At 68.4% G+C, this 22,147-nt stretch carries 25 protein-coding genes; 5 read left to right on the top strand and 20 right to left on the bottom strand.

Annotated features, from left to right (window positions below):
- Positions 1–105: 105 nt before the first annotated feature.
- From N0A24_05740 to icd, 7 genes are read right to left on the bottom strand one after another with little or no spacing between them, the layout of a single operon-like run.
- Positions 106–1,455: a YvcK family protein gene (locus N0A24_05740; GenBank protein ID MCS7172889.1), complete on the bottom strand. Its 1,350-nt coding sequence runs from the start codon at positions 1,453–1,455 to the stop codon at positions 106–108.
- 4 nt (positions 1,456–1,459) lie between these two features.
- Entirely contained in the window at positions 1,460–2,314 is an 855-nt protein-coding gene (rapZ, locus tag N0A24_05735) for an RNase adapter RapZ (protein ID MCS7172888.1), read from the bottom strand.
- A 4-nt stretch (positions 2,315–2,318) separates the two neighbouring features.
- Positions 2,319–2,657 (bottom strand): phage holin family protein, encoded by a 339-nt coding sequence (locus tag N0A24_05730; GenBank protein ID MCS7172887.1) that lies wholly within the window; start codon positions 2,655–2,657, stop codon positions 2,319–2,321.
- A 1-nt stretch (position 2,658) separates the two neighbouring features.
- A complete protein-coding gene (gene sucD / locus N0A24_05725) occupies positions 2,659–3,543 on the bottom strand; it encodes a succinate--CoA ligase subunit alpha (GenBank protein MCS7172886.1) in 885 nt (294 codons plus the stop codon).
- Complete coding sequence (gene sucC, locus N0A24_05720) at positions 3,544–4,650, bottom strand: ADP-forming succinate--CoA ligase subunit beta (protein ID MCS7172885.1); 1,107 nt, start codon at positions 4,648–4,650, stop codon at positions 3,544–3,546.
- Positions 4,647–5,582: a malate dehydrogenase gene (gene mdh, locus N0A24_05715; GenBank protein ID MCS7172884.1), complete on the bottom strand. Its 936-nt coding sequence runs from the start codon at positions 5,580–5,582 to the stop codon at positions 4,647–4,649. Before mdh ends, sucC begins: the two co-directional genes overlap by 4 nt.
- A gap of 10 nt (positions 5,583–5,592) precedes the next feature.
- Complete coding sequence (gene icd, locus N0A24_05710; GenBank protein ID MCS7172883.1) at positions 5,593–6,837, bottom strand: isocitrate dehydrogenase (NADP(+)); 1,245 nt, start codon at positions 6,835–6,837, stop codon at positions 5,593–5,595.
- A 106-nt stretch (positions 6,838–6,943) separates the two neighbouring features.
- Here icd and N0A24_05705 point away from each other — a divergent pair, with 106 nt between their 5' ends.
- Genes N0A24_05705 through N0A24_05685 form a run of 5 tightly spaced genes read left to right on the top strand, consistent with a single transcriptional unit; the run spans position 6,944 to position 10,855 of the window.
- Complete coding sequence (locus N0A24_05705) at positions 6,944–7,642, top strand: FadR family transcriptional regulator (protein ID MCS7172882.1); 699 nt, start codon at positions 6,944–6,946, stop codon at positions 7,640–7,642.
- Positions 7,643–7,652: 10 nt separating this feature from the next.
- Positions 7,653–8,003, top strand: coding sequence for a succinate dehydrogenase, cytochrome b556 subunit (sdhC, locus tag N0A24_05700; GenBank protein MCS7172881.1), 351 nt, complete (start codon positions 7,653–7,655; stop codon positions 8,001–8,003).
- 12 nt (positions 8,004–8,015) lie between these two features.
- Complete coding sequence (gene sdhD / locus N0A24_05695; protein MCS7172880.1) at positions 8,016–8,390, top strand: succinate dehydrogenase, hydrophobic membrane anchor protein; 375 nt, start codon at positions 8,016–8,018, stop codon at positions 8,388–8,390.
- Positions 8,391–8,405: 15 nt separating this feature from the next.
- Positions 8,406–10,142 (top strand): succinate dehydrogenase flavoprotein subunit, encoded by a 1,737-nt coding sequence (sdhA, locus tag N0A24_05690; GenBank protein ID MCS7172879.1) that lies wholly within the window; start codon positions 8,406–8,408, stop codon positions 10,140–10,142.
- A 14-nt stretch (positions 10,143–10,156) separates the two neighbouring features.
- Positions 10,157–10,855, top strand: coding sequence for a succinate dehydrogenase iron-sulfur subunit (locus tag N0A24_05685; protein MCS7172878.1), 699 nt, complete (start codon positions 10,157–10,159; stop codon positions 10,853–10,855).
- On the opposite strand, the gene N0A24_05680 is transcribed toward N0A24_05685, so the two are convergent.
- From N0A24_05680 to hisZ, 13 genes are all read right to left on the bottom strand, one after another.
- Positions 10,836–12,104, bottom strand: coding sequence for an MFS transporter (locus N0A24_05680; protein ID MCS7172877.1), 1,269 nt, complete (start codon positions 12,102–12,104; stop codon positions 10,836–10,838). The two genes, N0A24_05685 and N0A24_05680, sit on opposite strands and share 20 nt — an antisense overlap.
- A 5-nt stretch (positions 12,105–12,109) precedes the next feature.
- Entirely contained in the window at positions 12,110–13,195 is a 1,086-nt protein-coding gene (locus N0A24_05675; GenBank protein ID MCS7172876.1) for a metalloregulator ArsR/SmtB family transcription factor, read from the bottom strand.
- Positions 13,196–13,275: 80 nt separating this feature from the next.
- Positions 13,276–13,827 carry a cob(I)yrinic acid a,c-diamide adenosyltransferase gene (locus N0A24_05670; protein MCS7172875.1) on the bottom strand — a complete coding sequence of 184 codons (552 nt, stop codon included), beginning with the start codon at positions 13,825–13,827 and terminating at the stop codon, positions 13,276–13,278.
- 1 nt (position 13,828) lies between these two features.
- A complete protein-coding gene (locus tag N0A24_05665) occupies positions 13,829–14,560 on the bottom strand; it encodes a metallophosphatase family protein (protein ID MCS7172874.1) in 732 nt (243 codons plus the stop codon).
- A gap of 16 nt (positions 14,561–14,576) precedes the next feature.
- Positions 14,577–15,212 (bottom strand): bifunctional phosphoribosyl-AMP cyclohydrolase/phosphoribosyl-ATP diphosphatase HisIE, encoded by a 636-nt coding sequence (gene hisIE / locus N0A24_05660; protein MCS7172873.1) that lies wholly within the window; start codon positions 15,210–15,212, stop codon positions 14,577–14,579.
- 3 nt (positions 15,213–15,215) lie between these two features.
- Complete coding sequence (gene hisF / locus N0A24_05655) at positions 15,216–15,977, bottom strand: imidazole glycerol phosphate synthase subunit HisF (GenBank protein MCS7172872.1); 762 nt, start codon at positions 15,975–15,977, stop codon at positions 15,216–15,218.
- 7 nt (positions 15,978–15,984) lie between these two features.
- Positions 15,985–16,695, bottom strand: coding sequence for a 1-(5-phosphoribosyl)-5-[(5-phosphoribosylamino)methylideneamino]imidazole-4-carboxamide isomerase (hisA, locus tag N0A24_05650; protein MCS7172871.1), 711 nt, complete (start codon positions 16,693–16,695; stop codon positions 15,985–15,987).
- Entirely contained in the window at positions 16,692–17,300 is a 609-nt protein-coding gene (gene hisH / locus N0A24_05645; GenBank protein ID MCS7172870.1) for an imidazole glycerol phosphate synthase subunit HisH, read from the bottom strand. Before hisH ends, hisA begins: the two co-directional genes overlap by 4 nt.
- A complete protein-coding gene (gene hisB / locus N0A24_05640; protein ID MCS7172869.1) occupies positions 17,300–17,878 on the bottom strand; it encodes an imidazoleglycerol-phosphate dehydratase HisB in 579 nt (192 codons plus the stop codon). Before hisB ends, hisH begins: the two co-directional genes overlap by 1 nt.
- Positions 17,875–18,972, bottom strand: coding sequence for a histidinol-phosphate transaminase (hisC, locus tag N0A24_05635; GenBank protein MCS7172868.1), 1,098 nt, complete (start codon positions 18,970–18,972; stop codon positions 17,875–17,877). The genes hisB and hisC overlap by 4 nt, the downstream gene beginning before the upstream one ends.
- The gene (gene hisD, locus N0A24_05630) at positions 18,969–20,282 is read right to left on the bottom strand and encodes a histidinol dehydrogenase (GenBank protein MCS7172867.1); all 1,314 of its coding nucleotides are present in this window, start codon (positions 20,280–20,282) and stop codon (positions 18,969–18,971) included. The genes hisC and hisD overlap by 4 nt, the downstream gene beginning before the upstream one ends.
- A complete protein-coding gene (hisG, locus tag N0A24_05625) occupies positions 20,282–20,932 on the bottom strand; it encodes an ATP phosphoribosyltransferase (GenBank protein ID MCS7172866.1) in 651 nt (216 codons plus the stop codon). Before hisG ends, hisD begins: the two co-directional genes overlap by 1 nt.
- A complete protein-coding gene (gene hisZ / locus N0A24_05620; protein ID MCS7172865.1) occupies positions 20,920–22,140 on the bottom strand; it encodes an ATP phosphoribosyltransferase regulatory subunit in 1,221 nt (406 codons plus the stop codon). Before hisZ ends, hisG begins: the two co-directional genes overlap by 13 nt.
- Positions 22,141–22,147: the final 7 nt, after the last annotated feature.

Below are 22,147 nucleotides of genomic sequence, written 5' to 3'. Positions count from 1 at the left end.
AGACAGCCCCAGGGCCTGATGGCGCGAGATGTAAAGGATGGCCCCCTTTGCTTTGCCCCGCTACCGTCCCACATGTTTCTGAACCAGGTCAGCAAACAGACCCGGCTACGGATTGATGACGCTCACCCGCAGCGGGCGCCGGCGGTGCAGGAGGCGCTCAAGGATCTCCAGGACCGCCTGAGCCAGACGGGCCGGGTCATGGCGCAAGAGGTCCCGCTCGCTCATGAGGGGACGCCCCACCGTCTCCACGCCCAGATGGCGAATCCGCTCCAGGTCCGGCTCCACCGGGAAGGCACCCTGTTCCCGGTAGCGCTCCAGGAGGCCCCGGTTGCGGGGCATCTGGGTGTTGACCAGCGCCACATCCACCACCCCGGGCCCGAGATGCTCCACCACCGTCCGTACGTGATCGGAGGCCCGGAAACCATCCGTCTCCCCGGGCTGGGTCATGACGTTCACGATGTACACCACGGGCGCAGACACCCCCCGGAGGGCTTCCGCGATGCCCGGAACCAGGAGATTGGGGAGCACGGAGGTGAACAGGCTCCCCGGGCCCAACAGGATCAGATCCGCCTCGACTATAGCCTCCAGGACCTCCGGGACCGGACGCACGTTCGGAGGATTCAGGTAGACCCGTCGGATGGCCTTGCGGGCCTGCGGAATGGCGGACTCTCCCTCCACCACGGTCCCGTCCACGAACTCCGCCCCCAGCACCACGTGGTCCGCGGTGGCCGGGAGGACCTGCCCCCGGATGGCCAGTACCCGGCTGGCGAGCCGTACCGCGGAAACCAGATCTCCCCCGACCCCCACCATGCTGGCCAGGAAGAGGTTGCCGAAGGAGTGACCCACGAGGTCCCCTCGGTCGAAGCGGTACTGGAACAGGCGGGTCATCACGGGCTCCACCTCCGCCAGGGCCACCAGACAATCGTTGATGTCCCCGGGGGGGAGGATCCCCAGCTCCCGCCGGAGGCGCCCGGAACTTCCCCCGTCGTCGGTTACCGTCACCACCGCGGTGAGGTAGGTGGCGTATGCCTTGAGGCCCCGCAGGAGGGTCGACAGCCCGGTTCCGCCCCCGATGGCCACGATGCGGGGGCCTCGGGGAAGGGCCCGGCGCTGGACCAGCAGCTCCACGAGCCGATGATCCCCTCTCGGCAGGAAGACGCCGGCTACGGACCGGATGGTGGCCCGCACACCGAGGAAGACCCCGTACAGGCCCAGGGCCACCAGGGCTCCCCCCAGGCCCAGGGTCGCCCTGTCCGGGAGATCCAGGAGCCACCTTAGGGCATCCCCCCGGAGACGGAAATAGCCCAGGAGGAGGAGGAGGGCGCCCGCGGTCACCAGCAGGACTCCCAGCAGCACCAGGGCCAGGAAGCGCTTGACCCGAATCCCTGGAACCAGCCACTTCGCGAACTGGCGCACCCGATGCCGAAGGCGCCCCCAAATCCCCGACGGCCTCATGCGCTCACTCCCGATCCAGGTCCCGGTGCCGGATCCGGATGGCGTAGCCCAGTTGCCGGAGGTAGTTTCCCAGTTCCTCTGCGAAGACCACGGACCGGTGTCGGCCCCCCGTGCACCCAATCGCGATCACCAGGTGTGCCTTCCCCTCCCGGATGAAGTGCGGGAGCAGGAAGGAGACCATCTCCAGCAGCCGCTCGCGGAAGGTCTGGGCTTCCGGCAAGGCCAGCACATAGTTCCGCACCTCCGGATGGGTTCCGGGGTGCGGACGCAGCTCGGGCACATAGTGCGGGTTTGGGAGAAAGCGCACGTCGAAAACCAGGTCCGCGTCCATGGGCAGCCCATGCTTGTACCCGAAGGAGAGCACGGTGATGGTGAGGCCCCGCAGGGAAGCTGGCCCGAACTCCGCCTGGAGGTCCGCCCGCAGGGCCTGGGGGGTGAGGGCGCTGGTGTCCACGATCTTGTGGGCCCGTTCCCGCAGGATCTCCAGGCGTCTTCGTTCCGCCCGAATACCCTCTAGAACGGATCCGTCGGGAGCGAGGGGATGCTTGCGGCGGGTCTCCTTGAACCGACGGACCAGGACCTCATCCGAGGCATCGAGGAAGAGGATGCGGTAGGGAAGCCGGCGCTCGTCCAGGGCCCGGAGGGCCTCCTCGATCTCGTCGAAGAACTCCCCGCTTCGGATGTCCATCACCACCGCCACCCGATCCACCCGCCCCTGGGAGCGGCTCACCAGCTCCGCGAACCGGGGGACCAAGGCGGGGGGCAGGTTGTCCACGCAGAAGTAGCCCATATCCTCAAAGACGTGCACCGCGGTGGACTTGCCCGCTCCGGAGAGGCCCGTGACGATCACGAACTGCATGGACCTAGGGTCCCATGATGGCAGCCAGAAGCACGCTCAGCATGGAGAGGAGAAGGGAGAGCGCCGCGAGAGCCAGGACCCCACCGTGCGGGATCCCGAGAACCCAAACCACGAGGTGCAGCAGGAGGGTGTTCACCCCGAGGGTGGCGAGTCCCAGGGTCAGGAGGTTCAGGGGGAGGGCGAGGAAGAGCAGTACGGGACGCAGGGTGACGTGGGCCACCGCCAGCAAGAGCGCCGCTCCCAGCAAACTCCCTCCCTCCTCCCACCGAAGCGCCCCGGGAGAGATCCGGGCTCCCAGCCCGAGCCCCACGATGTTCACCAGCACCCGGATGAAAAACCCCACCTCACCCCATGGACCGTCCGCCCAGGACCCGGGCCACCAGGGAGGCCACCTGAGACGGGAGCTCCGCTACCGCCACCCCCGCGGCCCGCAGGGCCTCCATCTTCGCCTGGGCCGTCCCCTCGCTACCAGAGATCACCGCTCCGGCGTGCCCCATGCGCTTGCCGGGAGGAGCGGTTCGGCCGGCCACGTACGCCACCACGGGTTTGCGTACGGAGTCCCGGATGTACGCCGCGGCCTCCTCCTCCGCGGTACCCCCGATCTCGCCCACCAGCACCACCACCTCCGTCTGAGGGTCCTGCTCGAAGGCCTCCAGCAGCTCCACGAAAGCCGTGCCGACCACGGGATCCCCGCCCATGCCCACCGCGGTGGACTGCCCGATGCCCGCCCGGGTGAGGGAGGCCACGATCTCGTAGGTGAGGGTCCCCGAGCGGGAGGCAAGGCCCACGGGTCCGGGCCGGAAGAGGTTGTTGGGCATGATCCCGATCTTGCACTTGCCCGCGGAGGTGATCCCGGGACCGTTGGGGCCGATGATGCGGATCCCCTGGCGCCGGGCCGCCTCCACCATCCGGATGGCGTCGTGCACCGGGATGTGCTCCGTAATCACTACGATGGGATCCAAGCCGGCCTCCACGGCCTCCAGCACCGCATCGGATGCAAACCGGGCGGGCACGAACACGCAGCTGGCGGTTGCCCCCGTGGCCTGGACCGCCTCCTCCACCGTATCGAAGACGGGAACCCCGTGCACCCGCTCTCCGCCCTTCCCGGGCGTGACACCCGCCACGACCCGGGTCCCGAACTCCAGCATGCGGGCCGTGTGGAAGGCACCCTGGTATCCCGTAATCCCCTGGACCAGGACCCGGGTGTTCTCGTCCACGAGGATGCTCATTTACGACCTCCGCACGGCAGCCACCGCATGGCGGGCCGCTTCCTCGGGATCCGTGAAGGCGGCCATCCCCGCCTCTTCCAGGATCCGGCGCCCCTCCTCCTCGTTGGTGCCCACGAGCCGGATGGTGGTGGGAACCGCGGGGCGAGCGGCGACGATGCCACGGGCGACGTCGTCGCACCGGGTGATGCCACCGAAGATGTTGATGAACAGGACCCGCACCCCGGGCTTACGGAGCACGATGTCCACCGCGTGTCGCATGGCCTCGCTGCTGGCTCCGCCTCCCACATCCAGGAAATTCGCGGGTCTGCCCCCGAAGTGGGCCACCATGTCCAGGGTGGACATCACGAGCCCCGCCCCGTTCCCGATGACGGCGATGTCCCCATCCAGCTCCACGTAGGAGAGGTCGTAGCGCCGGGCCATCCGCTCCAGCTCCGTGGCCTCCTCGTCCTCGGGGAGGTCCGGGTGCCGGAAGCGGGCGTTCTCGTCCACCACCACCTTGGCGTCCACGGCCACCAGCTTCCCCTCCGCCCGAGCGAGGGGATTGATCTCTACAAGCTCCGCGTCCAGATCCACGCATACCCGGTAGAGGGCGTGGGCGATCTGGGCGAACTGGACGAGGTATTCCCCCCGCAGCCCCATGCGCCGCGCTACCTGTCGTGCCTGGAAGGGCAGGAAACCCTCCAGGGGATCGATCGCCACCTTGTGGATCAGCTCTGGATGGGTACGGGCGACCTCCTCAATGTCCACTCCGCCCATGCTCGAGGCCACGAAAACGAGGCGCCGCGCGGACCGGTCCACGGTGAAGGCGAGGTAGTGCTCCTGCTCGATGTCCACGGCCTCCGCCACCAGGACCCTGCGAACCCGCTCCCCCCGGATCTCCATGCCGAGGATGGCCCGGGCCCGCTCCGTCGCCTCCTCCGGGGTCCGGGCCAGCTGGATTCCCCCCGCCTTGCCCCGGCCGCCCACCAGGACCTGGGCCTTCAGCACCAGGGGGTAACGCAGGGACAGCCCGGGGATCTGCTCAGGACGCTCGATCACCGCATCCCGCTGGACAGGGATGCCATAGGCCCGGAACAGCTGCTTGGCCTGATACTCGTGCAGCTTCATTCCCGTACGGCTCCCAAAAGCTCCCGCACCGCGGCACAGCTCGCCCGGAACAGCGCCCACTCCTCCTCCGAGAGGGGCAGCTCCACGATGCGCTCCATCCCCCGGGCTCCCAGGACCACCGGCACGCCCACGCACACATCCCACTCCCCGTACTCCCCATCCAGGTACACGGAGCACGGGATGAGGCGCTTGCGATCCCGGAGGATGGCCTCCACCATCTCACAGATGGCGGCCCCGGGGGCGGTGAAAGCGCTCTGCTTCATGAGCTCCGTGATCTCTGCCCCAGCCCGTCGGGTACGGGCTACCACCGCCTCCAGCCGGTCCCGCGGCAGGAGCTTCGGGACCGGGATCCCCCGCACGTTCGCGAGGGAGGCCACGGGCACCATGTCCTTGTCCGTGTGGGCCCCGATCACCATGGCCTGGACGTCCTGAATGGACACCCCCAGCTCCGCGGCCAGGAAGGCCCGAAACCGCGTGGTGTCCAGGGCCCCGCTCTGCCCGAGGACCCGCTCCCGGGGAAGTCCGGAGGCCCGGTAGGCAACATACGTCATGGCGTCCAGGGGATTGGTGACGATCACGTACACCGCATCCGGGGAGCGCGGAACCACTTCCTGCATGATGCTGCGTACGACCCCCGCATTGGTGTCCACCAGCTGCTCCCGGGTCATCCCGGGCTTGCGGGGGAAACCTGCGGTGATCACCACCACGTCGGATCCCTCAGTGGCCGCGTAGTCGTTGGAACCCGTGATCCGCACGTCGAATCCCGCGATGGGGCCTGCGTGCTGGAGGTCCAGGGCTCTGCCCTGCGGCAGTCCCTCGATGATGTCCACGAGGATGATGTCCCCCAGCTCCCGCGCGGCCATCCACTGGGCTGCAGCCGTCCCCACCGCTCCCGCTCCCACGATGGAGATCCTGGCCCGCCCCCACGCCATGACCCGCCTCCTAGAGGTTATTGATCACTTCCGTGGCGAACTCACTGGTGCGCACCTCCCGGGCCCCCTCCATGAGGCGCGCCAGGTCATAGGTCACCACCTTCTTTCGGAAGGTGGCTTCCAGTCCCCGGATGATGAGGTCCGCGGCCTCCTGCCAGCCCAGGTACTCCAGCATCATGACCGCGGACAGCAGCAGGGAGGTGGGGTTTACCTTATCCTGCCCCGCGTACTTAGGAGCCGTGCCGTGGGTTGCCTCGAACACCGCGTGGAAATCTCCGATGTTTGCCCCTGGAGCCATCCCGATGCCGCCCACCAGGGCGGCAATGGCGTCCGAGAGGTAGTCTCCGTTCAGGTTTCCCGTGGCGATGACGTCAATGTCCTGGGGGCGGATGACGATGTGTTGGAAGGTAATGTCCGCCATGAAATCCTGGATGAGGAGCTTCCCTTCGGGGACTTTCCCGCCGTAGCGGGTCTGCACCTCTTCCCAGGTGACCGTCTGGTCCCCGAACTCCTCCCTCGCCACCTGATACCCCCACTCTCGGAACCCGCCCTCCGTGTACTTCATGATGTTCCCTTTGTGGACGAGGGTGACGTTGCGCCGCTTGCGGTCCAGCGCATACCGGATGGCTTTCCGCACCAGGCGCTTGCTGCCGAACGGGCTCATGGGTTTGATGCCGATGGCCGATCCCGGCCGGATCTCCACCCCGAACTCCCCCCGCAGCCACTCGATGATCCGGTTCGCCTCCGGGGAATCCGCGGGCCACTCGATCCCGGTGTACAGGTCCTCGGTGTTCTCCCGGAAGACCACCATGTTCACCCGCTCCGGGTGCCGGATGGGTGCGGGAACCCCCTCGAACCACCGCACGGGCCGCACGCAGGCATACAGATCCAGCAGCTGTCGGAGGGCCACGTTCAGGGACCGGTACCCGCCGCCCACGGGGGTGGTGAGGGGGCCCTTGATCCCTACGTAGTAGTACTCAAAGGCCCGAAGGGTGTCCGCGGGAAGCCAGTCTCCGAACTCCCGATAGGCCTTCTCGCCCGCATACACTTCGTACCAGGCGATCCGCCGTCGGCCCCCGTACGCCTTCTCCACCGCGGCGTCTACGACCCGCCGGGTGGCCCGCCAGATGTCGGGGCCGATCCCGTCCCCTTCGATGAAGGGGATGACGGGGAAGTCGGGAACCACAAGACGCCCCTCCTGAACCTGGATGCGCTGGCCTTCCTTGGGTGGGGAGAACCGCTCCAGCTGCAGCATGCCTAACCCCTGTGATTATAGATGCCGAAAGGGGCCGGTTGACGCAGGCCCACTTTAAGCATAGCATAAAGTATAAAGATTGGTCAGACCACTAGGCCACCAGACCATGAATCGCGCATCCCTCTTCCAGCCCATCCGCCCCCGCCGGCTCTACGAGGCCATCGTGCACCAGATCCAAGAGCTGGTGGCCGAACGGCACCTCCAGCCAGGGGACCGGCTGCCCAGCGAACGGGAACTGGCGGAGCTGTTGAACGTAAGCCGGGCCTCCGTGCGGGAAGCCCTGCGGGTGCTGGCCGCTCTCGGCCTCGTGGAGGTCCGCCCCGGGGACGGAACCTTTGTCCGGGAGCCCCCCGCTCCCGTGGACCCCGCGGTGTGGAGTCGCCTCTCCGAGCGCACGTTTCTCCTGGACCTCCTGGAGGCCCGGCGGATCGTAGAGCGGGAAGTGGTGGTTCTGGCGGTACGGAGGGCCACCGCGGAGGACGTGGAGCAGCTGCAGGAACTGGTGGAGCGCCGGGCCGCAGAGCTGGCCGGGGGCCGGCGGGATTTGGAGGGAGATCTCCGGTTTCACGAGCAGCTGGCGGAGGCCACCCGCAACCCCGTGCTCGCCTCCCTGGTGCGCACGCTGACGGAGATGTGGCTGCTGAGTCGGGAAGCCGCGGGTCGGGCCCCCGCCAGCCCCCAAAAGGCCCACCGGTTCCACGAGGCCATCCTGGAAGCCCTCCAGCGGCGGGACGAGCAGGCCGCGTGGGAGGCCATGGAGCGCCACATGGACGACATGCGCCAGGAAATCGAGCAGGGGACCTAGGAGGTGGCGGATGTACCGAGGTGGACCGGGGATGCTGGCTTGGGCCCTGCACCGGATCACGGGGGTGGCGGTCCTCGTGTTCCTGTTGCTTCACATCCTGGAGACCTCCATGCTCCTCTATGGGCCCGAAGCCTACAACCGCGCCCTCGCTCTCTACAAGCAGCCCTGGTTCAAGCCCCTGGAGTTCCTCCTGGTGGCCGCGGTGGTGTACCATGCGGGCAACGGGATCCTGGTGATGATCCTGGACCTCTTCCCCCGGACCACCCGATCCTACCGTCGCATGTTCTGGGTGGGGGCGGCCCTGTACGCGGTGGTAATGCTGCCCGTGGCGGTGCTCATGCTCCGGCCCATCTTTCCGTAGGAGGAGAGCGCTATGACGGGCGCACGCACCAATGGCTGGGCGTGGCTGGGATGGCTCTACCTTCGGATCTCCGCGGTGCTCCTGCTGGGGCTCGTGGTGGGGCACCTGTACATCATGCACGTACTCACCGGAACGGATCGGATCGACTTCGCGTTTGTAGCCCAGCGGTTCAGCACCCCCTTCTGGCGGGTATACGACCTCCTCATCCTGCTCCTCGCCCTCAGCCACGGACTGGTAGGGGTCCGCGGGATTGTGTACGACTACACGCGGTCAGCAGGCTGGCGGCTTGTGTGGAACGTGATCCTGTGGTCCGTGGGCTTGGTCTTTACCGTCCTGGGAGCCCTCGTGCTCTTCACCTTCCAGCCCGGGGCCTTCACGGGGCAGTAAAAGGGGGGATGCGCGATGGCGGTGCACGAGTTTGACGCGGTCATCGTGGGCGCGGGCGGAGCCGGGCTCTATGCCGCCATGGAGCTCAGCCGACAAGCGGATCTACGGGTGGCGGTGATCTCGAAGCTATATCCCACCCGCTCCCACACAGGGGCCGCCCAGGGAGGGATCGGGGCGGCCCTGGGCAACATGGAGGAGGACCACTGGGAATGGCACATGTTCGACACCGTAAAGGGCGGGGACTACCTCGTGGACCAGGACGCGGCGGAGATCCTGGCCCGGGAGGCCATCGAGACCGTCTATGACCTGGAACACCTGGGACTGCCCTTCGATCGTACGCCAGACGGCCGCATCGCCCAACGCCGGTTCGGGGGGCACACCCACCACTTCGGGCAGGGTCCTGTACGCCGGGCCTGTCATGCCGCGGATCGAACCGGCCACATGATCCTACAGACCCTGTACCAGCAGTGCCTGCGACAGAACGTGCGCTTCTTCAACGAGTTCCAGGTGCTGGACCTCCTGCTGGAGGATGGGGTGGCGTGCGGGGTGGTGGCGTGGGAGATCCTCACGGGAGAGCTGCACACCTTCCACGCCCGGGCCGTGATGTTCGCCACAGGCGGTTGGGGCCGGATCTACAAGGTCACCAGCAACGCCCACACCCTCACAGGCGACGGGGCTGCCATCTGCTGGCGTCGGGGGATCCCACTGGAGGACATGGAGTTCTACCAGTTCCATCCCACTGGGATCTATCGTCTGGGCATTCTCATGTCGGAGGCCGCGCGGGGAGAAGGAGCGGTGCTGCGTAACCGGCACGGGGAGCGGTTCATGGAGCGCTACTCCCCCACCCTCCTGGACCTTGCGCCGCGGGACATCATCGCCCGGGCCATGATCACGGAGATCCGGGAGGGCCGGGGCATCGACGGAAAGGACTATCTCCACCTGGATTTCACCCACCTGCCCCGACAGGTCCTGGAGGAGAAGCTTCCGGACATCACCAGCTTCGCCCGCATCTACCTGGGAATCGATCCGCTCAGGCAGCCCGTGCCCGTACAGCCCACAGCCCACTACGCCATGGGGGGGATCCCCACGGATGTGTGGGGTCGGGTGGTGGTGGATGAGAAGAATACGGTGCTGCCGGGCTTGTACGCGGCCGGAGAGTGCGCCTGCGTATCCGTGCATGGGGCCAATCGGCTCGGCACCAACTCCCTGGTGGACATCCTGGTGTTCGGCCGCCGGGCGGGCCGGGACATGGTCCGCTATCTCCGGGAGGCGGAGCGGGTGAGCCTCCGGCGCAACCCCGACCGCGACGCCCGGGAGCAGGTGGAGCGGCTGCTCCGCAGCGAAGGGAAAGAGAAGGTCGCTGCCCTCCGCCAGGAGCTGGCGGAGGCCATGATGGAGTACTGCGGCATCTTCCGCGACGGGGCGGGCCTCCAGAAGATGCTCGGGATCCTCGGGGACCTGCGGGAGCGGTATCGCAGGATCCGTCTGGACGACCGGGGTCGGGTCTTCAATCAGGACCTGCTGGAGGCGTGGGAGCTGGGCTGCCTGCTGGATGTGGCGGAGGCCACGGTTCGCTCGGCGCTCAACCGCACCGAAAGCCGGGGGGCCCACATGCGGGAGGATTACCCCGACCGGGATGACGAGAACTGGCTCAAGCACACCCTGCTCTATCGCAACTCGGATGGCACCTTCGCGTTCCGCTACAAGCCCGTGGTGATTACCCGATTCCAACCGCAGGCACGGACCTACTAAGCCGGGAGGCGTCCATGCAAGCGATCATCCGCATCAAGCGCTTCAACCCGGAAGCGGACCGGCGGCCCTATTGGGCGGAGTACGAGGTTCCCGTGGACCCCTTCGATCGGGTGCTGGATGCCCTCCACTACATCAAGGCCAACCTCGATGGCTCCCTGGCCCTGCGCCGCTCCTGCGCCCATGGGATCTGCGGATCCGACGCCATGGTCATCAATGGCCGCAACCGGCTCGCCTGCAAGGTCCTCATCAAGGACCTGGGACCCCGGATCACCGTGGAACCCCTCCGAGGGCTACCGGTGATCAAGGACCTCGTGGTGGACATGGAGCCCTTCTTCCAGAAGTACCGGCAGGTGATGCCGTGGCTCGTCCCCGACGACCCCCCTCCGCCCCAGGAGCGCCGACAGACTCCGGAGGAACGCGCTCGGTACGAGGACACCACCAAGTGCATCCTGTGCGCGGTGTGCACCACCGCCTGCCCCATCTTCTGGGGAACAGGAGAGTTCCTAGGGCCCGCAGCCCTGGTGGCCGCGCATCGGTTCATCTTCGACAGCCGCGATCGGGCGGCGCAACAGCGGCTGCAGATCCTCGCGGACCGCAGCGGGGTTTTCCGGTGCCGCACGGTGTTCAACTGCACGGAGGCATGTCCCCAGGGCATCGAGATCACCAAGGCCATTCAGGAACTCAAACAGGCCATCATCCTGAGCCGGACCTAACCTCCGAAGTCGCCCCCCCACGGGGACGCAGGGCAGTCGAACACCGCAGGGCCCGCCCGTCCAGGCGGGCCAGATCCGGCACCAGCATCACGCACATCCCCGCGCTGAGGGCCACGAGAACGCCGTTGAGGGCGAGGCTCGCAGGGACACCCATCAGGTCCGCCAGGGACCCTGCCAGGAGGCTCCCGGGTGGGCCGCTGCCGAGAAGGGCCAGGGTATACAGGCTCATGACCCGCCCCCGGTACCGATCCTCCACCAGGGACTGGATGGTGGAATTCGTAGCGGACATGAAGGAGGTCAGAAAGAACCCCGTGAGGCTCAGGCAGGCCAGGGCGGCCAGGAGGTGGCGGGTCATGGAGAAGGCGAGGAGGAAGATCCCCGTGGCCGCCGCGCTGGTAAGCACGAACCGCCCGGGCCAACGGGATGCTCCTCCGCCCGCCACCCGGAGGGCTCCGAACGTACTGCCCACCCCCACCGCGGTGAGCAGGTAGCCGTTCTCCAAGGGCCCTCCGTGCAGGATCCGGACCGTAAAGGCCGGGCTCAGCACCGTCCAGGTGAAGCCGAACATCCCCACGGCCGCCAGGAGCAGGAGCAGGGACCGCACTATGCGCTGCTCCTGGACGTATCGGAGCCCTCCCAGAAGGTGATCCAGCAAGGAGGAGCGGCGATCCACCGGAGAGTTCACCCGGATCCGAGCCATGGGAAGGATCACCGCCAGGTAGGAGAGGGCGTTGAGGAGGAAGCACCACCCGGGTCCCCCCACCTGGTAAATGAAACCCGCCAGGGCGGGGCCGAAGATCCGGGATCCGTTGAACATGGCCGCGTTGAGCCCGATGGCGTTCTGCAGATCCTCCCGGCTGACCAGGGCGGGGAGGATGGCCTGCCGGACGGGCGCGTCCATGGCCATGAGAAAGCCGTTCACGAACGCGAAGGCCAGGAGATGCCAGACCTGTACCCTTCCTCCGAAGGTGAGGGCTGCCAGCAGACCCGCGGAGAGGAGGAAGCCCGTCTGGGTGAGGAGCAACAGGCGCCGCCGGTCGTACCGGTCCGCCACCGCCCCTCCGAAGAGGGAGAAGAGCAGGGAGGGGAGGGTGAAGGCAAAGGTGACCGCCCCCGTCTGCAGGGCCGACCCCGTCCGCTGATACACGAAGAAAGCCTGAGCCGTGGCCTGCATCCACGTCCCCACCTGGGAGACAGCCATTCCCAACCAGTACGTCCGATACGCGGGATGGCGAAACGCCCGGAACATGGTCCTCAGGAGGGATTCCCGGTCTGCGCGGAAGGGGGCGGCAGGAGCGCCCGCAGGTGGGTGAGGAGGGATTCGAGAGCCCCTGGATGCAAGGTATACCAGCGGGTCTGCTGACGCTCCACCACCCGGATGAGCCGCGCGGCCCGCAGGACGGCCAGGTGGTGGAGCACGGTAACGTGGCTTGTGCCCAGGGCCTCGGCGATCTGCTGGGTGTACATGGCCCGTTCCGCCAGCAGACGCAGGATCCGAAGGCGGGAGTGGTCCGCGAGCGCCTTTGCCACCCGCCGGATCGCTTCCAGGGTGTCCGGGGTCGCTTCCGCGGTGAGGGGGGTAATGTACGTGCGGATGCCCCCGTGATCCACCACGAGGTTGTAGGGCCGCACGAAATGGGAGGGGGCCACGACCACCTCGGACACCGCCGTGGGATCCAGGACGAGGCCTCCCGTGGCCTCCTCTACGAACGCTTGGGGCGCAAGGCGCCGTGCACGCTCCCGCTTGCGCGCGGCATCTTTCTGCAATAGGGGGAGGATCCGGTCTTCCTCCGGAGCGTAGGCCTCCCGGTAGAAGTGCTGCAAGAGCCGCACCAGTCCCTCCTGCACCTCCCGGGGATCCCGACGGGCCAGGGCCACCGCCTCCCGCCGCCCCAGCTCCTCCGGAAAGGCCTGCCCGAACCGCCGCAGGGCGGTTCGGACAGGGCCAGGCCGGGCGGTCAGCACCTCGCACAGGTACGGCCTGGCCGGGCGGGCAGCGGGGGTGCTCGTGAGCAGCAGGAGCACGAGCTCCTCCGCGGGCAACCGGGCCACCTGATCCACAAAGGCCGGCACGCTGGCCTCCGCCACGCGGCGATCCAGAAGGGTCACCAGGGAGAGAAAGAAAGCCCTCGGACCCGCAAACCGCGCTAGGTCCCGGAGCAAGCAGGGACCTAGCGCCCGGCGGGCCCGTCGGATCCACTCCTCCGGAACATCGAACTCCAGGGACCGCCCGTGGTGGTGGACCACGAAGAGGGCAGCCAGGAAATCGTACACAGGGGAGGCCTCTACCCGGAGGTGCGGCTCCGTACGAGGCGGGGAGAGCAGGATCTCCCGGCCCATGGTGGATGTAGATTTCTCGCTACGCTTATGTAGAGCATAGTCTACTTCCCGTGGCAGAGCAACCCCTTGGGACGGTAAGGTCAGGGCCGGGGCTCGGGGGGCCAGGGACGTTCCGGTACACCTGCCCGGAGGTTCACCCACCGGGCGGCCACGAACAGGAGGTCGCTCAGCCGGTTCAGGTAGCGGAGGATCTCCGGATTGAGGGGCTCCTGGCGGGCCAGGGCCACCACCCGTCGCTCCGCCCGCCGGGCCACCGCCCGGGCCAGGTGGAGCCACGCGCCCGCCTCCGTCCCTCCGGGGAGGACGAAGGATCGGAGCGGAGGCAGATCCGCGCTCATCCGATCAATCCAGCGCTCCAGCTCCTCCACGAACTCCCCCGCCAGGCGGGGAGTCCGTCCCTCCTCCGGGCGCGGCGCCGCCAGCTCCGCCGCGATGCCGTAGAGGGTATCCTGGATCCGTCCGAACCATTCCGGGAGCTCCCCTCCGGGCAGCAACCTGCGCACGATACCGAGGACGCTGCACAGCTCGTCCACGGTCCCGTATGCCTCCACCCGGGGATGGTCCTTCCACACCCGTTCGCCTCCCCACAGGGCCGTCTGCCCCCGATCTCCCGTGCGGGTATAGATCCGCATGCTAGCGCCCCTCCGCCAGACGTGCCCATAGAGGCCGGGGGAGTTCCGCGGCCTGCATCTTCCGCTGCACCACTTCAATGGGATACACAAGCCGCCGGAGCTCCACGGTCCGGGCCCCCGCGTCATAGATGAGGTAGGCGGCTCTGGGATCCCCGTCCCTGGGCTGTCCCACGCTCCCCACATTCACCAGGTGTCGCATCCCCTCCTCCAGATGTACGGGAGCGTTCGGAGGAAGGTGGCGCATGACGGTGCGAGCGCCGTCATAGAGGAACCACACGGGCAGATGGGAGTGCCCGAAAAAGCAGATCGCAAAGGGCTCTGACCGGAAGTTCTCGTCCGCGGTCACGGGATCGAGGACATACTCCTCCACGGGGTCCCGGGGGCTTCCGTGGACGAACAGAAGGTCATCCCCCTCCGCCCGGGCAGGGAGGGAAGCGAGGTATGCGCGGACGGACGGTGCCAGTCGCTGACGGGTCCACTCGATGGCCACGCGGGCGAAAATGTTGAACCGCTCGGAGCTCAGCCGCCCAATGGCCGCCAGATCGTGGTTGCCCACCAGGGCTAGGTGCAGCCGGGGGCGGAGGTGTTCCACGCACTCGTTGGGTTCCGGCCCGTAGCCCACGAAATCCCCCAGGCACACTACGCGGTCCACCCCCTGTCCCTGGAGATCCCGCAGCACCGCCTCCAGGGCGTCCAGGTTCGCATGGATGTCGGAGAGGATGGCGTACCGCATCCCTCTCCTCGCGGCACTATGGGCCCGAGGGAGCTCCCCGAGCGCGGCGTTGGATCAACCGATCCAGTACCTCCTCCCATGCGGTGCCGCTCCGCTGGAGGAGTACCAGCAGGTGGTACAGGAGGTCTGCGGCCTCCTCCGCGAGGCGCTCCCGCCCCTCTTCCCGCGCGGCCCGCGCCACCTCCGCGGCTTCCTCGTAGATCTTCTCCCGCAGCCGCGCGGGATGGTCCCGTAGCAGGTCCGAGGTGTACGAGCCCTCCACGGGGTGTGCGGCCCGGTGGGCGATGAGGGCGGCGAGGTCCGAGAGGATGCCGGCTGGAGAACCGGCCCGCTCTCCCTCCAGATCTCGGTGGAAGCAGGTACGTTCCCCCCGGTGGCAGGTAGGACCCTCGGGCTCCACCACGTACAGGAGGGCATCCGCGTCGCAGTCCACAAGGATCCGACGCACCCGCAGCCGGTTCCCCGAGGTCTCCCCCTTCATCCACAGGGCGTTCCGGGTCCGTGACCAGAAGTGGGCGAATCCGCTGAGCCGGGTGCGCTCCACGGCCTCTGCATTCGCGTAGGCCAGCATGAGCACTTCCCCCGTCCGCCCGTCCTGAACCACCACGGGGACCAATCCCTGATCGTCGTACGTCAGCGCCCGCGGGTCCATCCCTCAATCCATGCGGACCGGAATTCCCGCAGCCAGAAGGGCGGCCTTCACCTCGCGGATCCGCACCTGCCCGAAGTGGAAGATGGAGGCCGCAAGAGCCGCATCGGCCTTCCCCTCCGTGAGCACCTCCACAAAGTGCTCAGGTCGGCCCGCGCCGCCCGAGGCGATGACGGGAATCCCCACCGCTTCGCTCACGGAGCGGGTGAGTTCGAGATCGAACCCCTCCGTGGTGCCGTCCCGATCCATGCTGGTCAGCAGGATCTCCCCCGCACCCAGTCGCTCCACCTGCCGGGCCCAGGCGATGGCGTCCAGGCCCGTGGGCACCCGGCCCCCGTGGGTGTAGACCTCCCATCGGCCGGGAGCCTGGCGCCGGGCGTCGATGGCCACCACCACGCACTGTGACCCGAAGATGCGGGCCGCCTCCTGTACGAGGGCCGGCTGCCGCACGGCCGCGGTATTCATCGCCACCTTGTCCGCCCCCGCCCGCAGCATCCGGCGCACGTCCTCCACGGAACGGATGCCGCCGCCTACGGTCAGGGGGATGAACACCTCGCCCGCGGTCCTGCGCACCACTTCCTCCAGGATGGGGCGCCCCTCCGCGGAGGCGGTGATGTCCAGGAACACCAGTTCATCGGCCCCCTCCCGGTCGTAGAGAGCCGCGAGCTCCACGGGGTCCCCCGCATCCTGGAGATCCACGAACCGCACGCCCTTCACCACGCGGCCCGCGTTCACGTCCAGACAAGGAATAATGCGCCTCGCCAGCATCTCCGTCCTACTCCCGAGCCACCTGCAACGCCTCGGAAACCGAAAGGGTGCCCTCGTAGAGGGCCCGGCCCACGATGGCTCCCTCCACCCCCAGCCTCCGTAAGGCCCGGAGGTCCTCCGGGTTCCGAATGCCGCCTGATGCCAAAACGGGGACCTCCAGGGCCACCGCGCGGCGGAAGAGGTCCAGGTTGGGCCCCCCGAGCATCCCGTCCGCCTGTACGTCCGTCACCACAAGCCGCCGCACGCCTGCCTCCAGACACCGCAAGGCCGCCCTCTCAAAAGACAGCGGTACTTCCTCCTGCCAGCCCCCCACCACCACCCTCCCCCCCCGCACATCCAGGGCCACCGCGATCCGGTCCCCGAACCGGGCCGTCATCCGTTCTAGCCAGCGGAGGTCCCGCAGGGCCGCGGTGCCCAACACCGCCCGGGCCACACCCGCCTCAAAGGCCCGAGCGAGATCCTCCTCTCGCCGCAGTCCGCCCCCCAGCTGCACCTGCACGCCTTCCGCCACCATGCGGGCCACCACCGCCAGGTGCCGGGGCCTCCCCCACCGAGCTCCGTCCAGGTCCACCACGTGGAGCCACTCTGCCCCCTCGGCCCGCCACCGTCGGGCGATCTCCACGGGATCCTCTCCGTACACCGTGGCCTGTCCGTAGTTCCCCTGTCGCAGCCGCACCACGCGGCCCTCCAGGAGATCCACGGCGGGCAGGACCATCATGCGCGGACTGCTTCCCGCAGGCCTCTCAGCAGGGCAAGCCCCACCTGGCCACTCTTCTCCGGATGGAACTGAAACCCCACCACGCGGCCGAAGGCGACGATGGCCGGGATCCGGACGCCGTATTCGGTCCAGGCCACCACCTGTGAGGCCTCCGCGAGGGCGTAGTAGGAGTGCACGAAGTACACGTGGCTTCCGGGTCGAATGGCGGCCGTAACAGGGGAGGGCCGCGCGAACTCCAGGGTGTTCCACCCCATGTGCGGGACCTTCAGCCCTGCCGGCAGCCGCACCACACGGCCCTGTAGGAGTCCCAGCCCCTCGTGCCGACCTTCCTCCTCGCTTTCCTCGAACAGGAGCTGCATCCCCAGGCACAGGCCCACCAGCCACCGATTCCTTTCCACCGCCACGCGCAGCGCATCCACAAACCCCGCTTCCCGCAAACGGTGCATCGCGGGGCCGAAGGCCCCCACTCCCGGGAGGACGATCCCCTCTTCCCCCTCCAACTCCTCCGGACGGGCCACCAAGCGGGTTCGAAAGCCCACGTACTCCAGGGCCCGCAGGACGCTCCGCAGGTTCCCCGCGCCGTAGTCCACCACCGCGACCCGCACTACAGAACCCCCTTGGTGGAGGGGATGCCTCCTCCCACCACCCGTACCGCCTGCCCGAGCACCACCCCGCACCCCTTGAACAGGGCCTCCGCGATGTGGTGCGCGTTGTGGCCGTGCAGGAGCACGAGGTGCAGGGTGATGCGGGCATGCGAGACGAATGCCCTCCAGAACTCCTCCACGAGCTCGGTAGAGAAGCGCCCCACGTACGGAACCGGGAACCGCACGTCGTAGTGGAGGTAGCTGCGCCCGCTGACGTCCACCGCGCACAGCACCAGGGCCTCGTCCATGGCCGCGTGGAGGCTGCTGAACCGGGCGATCCCCGTCCCTTCTCCCAGGGCCTGACGGAAGGCATCCCCGAGCACAATTCCTACGTCCTCCACCGTGTGGTGCGCATCCACCTCCAGGTCCCCGGCCGCCTCCACCGCCAGGTCGAACCTGCCGTGCCGCGCCCACTGGGCGAGGAGGTGGTCCAGGAAGGGCACGTTCGTGTGGATCCGGTGCTCTCCGACCCCGTCGAGCCGGAGGTGGACCCGCACCCGAGTCTCTGTGGTGATCCGTGCCGCCTCCGCCTCCCTCATCCCGCCACCCCCGTGCATCTCCGGAGGGCGTGCAGGAACCGATCGTTCTCCTCTGGTGTCCCGATGGTGACGCGGAGACACCCCTCCAGCTGCGGGTAATGGGAAACGTCCCGGACCAGGATTCCCTGCGCGGCCAGGTACTCGAAGACCGCGGAGGCGTCCCTGCACCGGAACAGGAGGAAGTTGGCGTCGCTGGGATAGACCCGTACCCCCATGGCCTGGAGCTCTGTGAACACCCGTTCTCGCTCCGCCACGACCCGCGCGATGCGGGAGCGGACGAGCTCGGGACGCCTGATCACCGCTTCCACCGCCAGCTGCGCAAACACGTCCAGGTTGTACGGCGGAAGGGTCCGGAGGAGGATGGCGCTGAGCTCTCGGCCCCCCATGACCCATCCCACCCGGGCACCCGCGAGGCCAAAGGCCTTCGAGGCCGTGCGCACCACCGCTAGGTTGGGGAACTCCCCCAGCAACCCCACCGCGGTGTGCCGCTCGTACTCGGGCGTCCCCACCAGGCTGCGGGCGTGATCCGGAAAGAAGCCCCAGTAGGCCTCGTCCACCACCACCAGGGCCTCCGTACGGGCCGCGATCCAGGCGATCCCCTCCCGGGGAACGGCCCGTCCCGTGGGATTATTGGGGGATGCGAGGAAGACCATGTGGGCGTCCCGGGCGGCCGCGACCACCGCCTCGGGGTCCAGGGTGAGGTCCGGTCGAAGCGGGATCTCCCGCACCTCTGCTCCCGCCACCACCGCGAGGGGGCGGGCCATGGAGTAGCCCGGCTGCGGTAGCACCACCACGCCGGACGTGGCAAAGGCCTGGAGCAAGCCCAAGATGGCCTCGTTGGAGCCGTTCGCGAGAACGATCTGCTCCTCCCGGAGGCCGCTCATGGCCGCGAGGAGCGCCTGCAGCCGCTCCGCCCGCATGGGGGGATAGCGGTTCCACGGCCGCTCGAGCAGGGCTTCCACCACCTCCCGTTTGATCTCCTCGGGAAGGTCGTAGGGCAGCTCGTTCTGGTTGAGCTTCACCTCCCCCTGCTGTCCCCGAAGCCGGTACTCGGGGAGGGCCTGGATCTCGGGACGGGCTCGAACTTCCCTCACGGCCCAAGACCTCCCCGTTCCCGCACGCTCATGACGTGCGCGGGAAACCCCTCGTAGTGCCCCAGTCGTTCCACCACCGGCCGCAGCCGTACCAGAGCCTCTCCGCTCAGCTGGGCCATGGAGGTGATCTTCAGGTACGTCCATACGGTGACCGCGGAGGTGAACCGAGCAGCTCCCCCCGTGGGCAGGGCCGCGGGAACTCCGATGGCGTAATTGGCGGCGCTCGGCGGGGTGTGCGGCCCAAGGAGAATCTCCCCCGCATGCCGCACCCCGCGCACCAAGTCCCACGCCTCCCGGGCATGGACCACCAAGTGCTCCGGCGCATACAGGTTCACGAACGCCACCGCCTCCTCCAGATCCCGGGTGAGGAGGATCCCGCCGAGTTCCGAGAGGGCGTCCCGGGCATAGGTACGGCGGGGCTCGGGGAGACGTTCTACGAGGGCCTGCAGGCGTGCGTGGACCTCCCAGGCAAGGGCTTCAGAGGGGGTGACGAGGAGGGCGGCGGAGTCACTTCCGTGCTCCGCCTCGTTGAGGAGGTCCAGGGCCACCAGGTGGGGGTCTGCCTCGTGGTCCGCCAGCACCACGATCTCCGTGGGGCCCAACAGCGCCAGCATCCGCACGCCCAGGATCTGCACCAGCATCTGCATGGCCACCACGTACGGATTCCCCGGTCCTATCACCGCCTCCACCCGGGGAAAGGTGGCGGTTCCCACCGCCAGGGCCGCGATGCCCGCGGGCCCGTTGGCCCGATAGATCCGCTCGATGCCCAGGAGATCCGCGGCCACCAGGGTTGCAGGATCCACGGCTCCTCCCGAGCGGGGCGGCACCAGGAGCACGATCTCCTCCACGCCCGCCACCACCGCGGGACCGAGCATGGTCACCACCGTGGAGGGAAAGCTGCCCTTTCCAGAGGGGATGTACGCGCCCACGGAGGCCAACGGGGTGACGCGGACCCCAACTCGGAGACCCGGCTCCAGCTCCTCCCCCTGCTCCTCAGGAGGGCGCAGCCACTCGCTGAAGCGCCGCACCCGGGCGATGGCGGCTTCCAGGGCGGCCCGGACGCCTCCCTCCACCTGTTCGTATGCAGCCCGGATCTCCGAGCGATCCACCCGCAACCGCTCAGGGGTCAGCGCCACCCCATCGAACCGGCGGGTGGCCTCCAGCACCGCCTCGTCCCCTCGGCTCCGGACGTCCTCCAGAATGTCCCGGACGGTACGGCTGACCTCCTGGGAGAGCACCCGATCCTGAGACCGGCCCACCAGGCGGCGCAGCTCCACGGGGGGGATCTCCCACAAGCGCAGGATCCGCATCAGGAATGCTCCACGAAAACGCCCTGGCCGGCCCGCAGCCGTTCCAACAGCTCCTGGATCCGGTCCGCTTTGGCCCGCAGGGCCACCCGGTTCACCACCAGCCGGGCGGTGCTGGTGAACACCTCCTCCGCCTCCACGAGCCCGTTCGCCCGTAGGGTTCGTCCCGTCATCACCAGATCCAGGATGCCGTCACTGAGCCCCACCCGGGGGGCCAACTCCACGGAACCCCATAGGCGGATGATGTCCACCGCTCGACCCCGCTCCCAGAAGAAGCGCTCCGCGATGTGCGGGTACTTGGTGGCAATGCGCAGCACCCGGGTGGGCCGCGCCCACTCGGGGAGAAGCGCAGGGGGGAAGGCCACCACGCCCCGGCACCGGCCGAAGCCCAGGTCCAGGAGTTCGTACACCTCGTGGTCCTGCTCCAGCAGGATGTCCTTCCCCACGATGCCGCAGTCCGCGGCCCCCCGTTCCACGTAGGTCACCAGGTCCACGGGCTTCGCCACCAGGATCCGGGTCCGCAGCTCCGGCCAGGTCACCAGGAGGCTCCGGTCCTCGGGGACCACGGAGCGGGCAAGTCCTGCGGCCTCGAGCCGGCGGAGGCTCGGCTCGAAGAGCCGGCCAGAGGGAATCGCCACGGTCAGGATTTCCACGCCTCGATGGCCTCCTGAACCAGCAGGTGGAGCTCGGGAACCACCACGCGCTCCCGGCCCTGCCGGGAGCATACGCGGGCCTCCTTATCTTCCAACATGATACACGGTACGCGGACCCTCGGCTGCGGCCACGGATCCGTGAGCACCGGGATCCCCTCCGCCCGCAGCGCGAGCGCGAGCCGGACCGCGAGATCCCGGAACCGAGGAGCGTACACGATGGAGAGCACCGCGGAGGGTACGGATAGGGGGAGGACAGGGAGCAGTCGGTTCAGGTGCAGGGCGAAGCCGACCGCGGGACGATCCGCCCCGAACCGCACCAGCAGACCGTCATAGCGTCCTCCACCCAACACGGGCCGGCCCAAGCCCTGCACATACCCCTCGAACACGATCCCCGTATAGTACTCGAAGTCCCGGATAAGCCCCAAATCCACCTCCACCTCCTCGCCCACGCCGTACGGCCGAAGGGCCTCCAGGAGGCGCTCCACCTCCTCCAGGGCCTGTGGAGCGATCCCCAGCCGCGCCGCGCGGTCCAGGGCATCCGGCCCCCGCCAGGACGGAAGGTGCAGGATGGCCTCCCGGACGGCTGCGGGTGCGTCTTCCAGCAGACCCTGGAGGGTCACGAAGTCCCGGCGGTATAGGAGCAGCTGTGCCGCGTGCTGGTCCTCCGCATCCAGCCCCACGGCCTCCAGCAGCCCCCGCAGGAATCCCGCGTGACCCAACCCGATCCGGAACCCCTCGATCCCCGCTTTCCGTAGGGCCCACACCGCCAGGGCGACCACCTCCGCGTCCGCGTCTGGGCCCCGATCCCCGATCCGCTCTACCCCCGCCTGCACGAACTCCCGCTCTTCCCCGCGGGAGATGTCCCGTACCCGGAACACCTCTGCCACGTACGAGAGGCGGGCCCGCTCCTGCCCGTGGGTGGCCACCAGGCGCGCGATGGGGACGGTCATCTCCGGCCGGAGGGCCAGCAGCTCCCCCGTACGATCCACCAGCACGAACAAGGTGTTTGGTCCCTCCACCCCCACTCCCCGCTCCACGGTGCTCAGGAACTCCAGCACAGGCGTCCGCACCTCACGATATCCCCACCGCTGGAAGAGCTCCAGCAACCGGTGCTCCAACTGGCGGAGGGCTTCTGCCTCCTCCGGCAGCACGTCCCGGGTCCCCGCGGGGACCCGGAGCCAGCGTGGAGGCCACTGCTTCGACCGCATCCCTCTC

The organism is Armatimonadota bacterium, assembly GCA_025059775.1.
Classification (GTDB): Bacteria; Sysuimicrobiota; Sysuimicrobiia; order Sysuimicrobiales; family Sysuimicrobiaceae; genus Sysuimicrobium.
This window is presented reverse-complemented; position numbering and strand designations above follow the sequence as displayed.

What these genes read in the sequence shown, in the direction of transcription:
- N0A24_05740 (MCS7172889.1), bottom strand. Translation starts at nt 1,455, where the DNA reads ATGAGGCCGTCGGGGATTTGGGGGCGCCTTCGGCATCGGGTGCGCCAG.
- rapZ (MCS7172888.1), bottom strand. Translation starts at nt 2,314, where the DNA reads ATGCAGTTCGTGATCGTCACGGGCCTCTCCGGAGCGGGCAAGTCCACC.
- sucD (MCS7172886.1), bottom strand. Translation starts at nt 3,543, where the DNA reads ATGAGCATCCTCGTGGACGAGAACACCCGGGTCCTGGTCCAGGGGATT.
- sucC (MCS7172885.1), bottom strand. Translation starts at nt 4,650, where the DNA reads ATGAAGCTGCACGAGTATCAGGCCAAGCAGCTGTTCCGGGCCTATGGC.
- mdh (MCS7172884.1), bottom strand. Translation starts at nt 5,582, where the DNA reads ATGGCGTGGGGGCGGGCCAGGATCTCCATCGTGGGAGCGGGAGCGGTG.
- icd (MCS7172883.1), bottom strand. Translation starts at nt 6,837, where the DNA reads ATGCTGCAGCTGGAGCGGTTCTCCCCACCCAAGGAAGGCCAGCGCATC.
- N0A24_05705 (MCS7172882.1), top strand. Translation starts at nt 6,944, where the DNA reads ATGAATCGCGCATCCCTCTTCCAGCCCATCCGCCCCCGCCGGCTCTAC.
- sdhC (MCS7172881.1), top strand. Translation starts at nt 7,653, where the DNA reads ATGTACCGAGGTGGACCGGGGATGCTGGCTTGGGCCCTGCACCGGATC.
- sdhD (MCS7172880.1), top strand. Translation starts at nt 8,016, where the DNA reads ATGACGGGCGCACGCACCAATGGCTGGGCGTGGCTGGGATGGCTCTAC.
- sdhA (MCS7172879.1), top strand. Translation starts at nt 8,406, where the DNA reads ATGGCGGTGCACGAGTTTGACGCGGTCATCGTGGGCGCGGGCGGAGCC.
- N0A24_05685 (MCS7172878.1), top strand. Translation starts at nt 10,157, where the DNA reads ATGCAAGCGATCATCCGCATCAAGCGCTTCAACCCGGAAGCGGACCGG.
- N0A24_05680 (MCS7172877.1), bottom strand. Translation starts at nt 12,104, where the DNA reads ATGTTCCGGGCGTTTCGCCATCCCGCGTATCGGACGTACTGGTTGGGA.
- N0A24_05675 (MCS7172876.1), bottom strand. Translation starts at nt 13,195, where the DNA reads ATGGGCCGGGAGATCCTGCTCTCCCCGCCTCGTACGGAGCCGCACCTC.
- N0A24_05670 (MCS7172875.1), bottom strand. Translation starts at nt 13,827, where the DNA reads ATGCGGATCTATACCCGCACGGGAGATCGGGGGCAGACGGCCCTGTGG.
- N0A24_05665 (MCS7172874.1), bottom strand. Translation starts at nt 14,560, where the DNA reads ATGCGGTACGCCATCCTCTCCGACATCCATGCGAACCTGGACGCCCTG.
- hisIE (MCS7172873.1), bottom strand. Translation starts at nt 15,212, where the DNA reads ATGGACCCGCGGGCGCTGACGTACGACGATCAGGGATTGGTCCCCGTG.
- hisF (MCS7172872.1), bottom strand. Translation starts at nt 15,977, where the DNA reads ATGCTGGCGAGGCGCATTATTCCTTGTCTGGACGTGAACGCGGGCCGC.
- hisA (MCS7172871.1), bottom strand. Translation starts at nt 16,695, where the DNA reads ATGATGGTCCTGCCCGCCGTGGATCTCCTGGAGGGCCGCGTGGTGCGG.
- hisB (MCS7172869.1), bottom strand. Translation starts at nt 17,878, where the DNA reads ATGAGGGAGGCGGAGGCGGCACGGATCACCACAGAGACTCGGGTGCGG.
- hisD (MCS7172867.1), bottom strand. Translation starts at nt 20,282, where the DNA reads ATGCGGATCCTGCGCTTGTGGGAGATCCCCCCCGTGGAGCTGCGCCGC.
- hisZ (MCS7172865.1), bottom strand. Translation starts at nt 22,140, where the DNA reads ATGCGGTCGAAGCAGTGGCCTCCACGCTGGCTCCGGGTCCCCGCGGGG.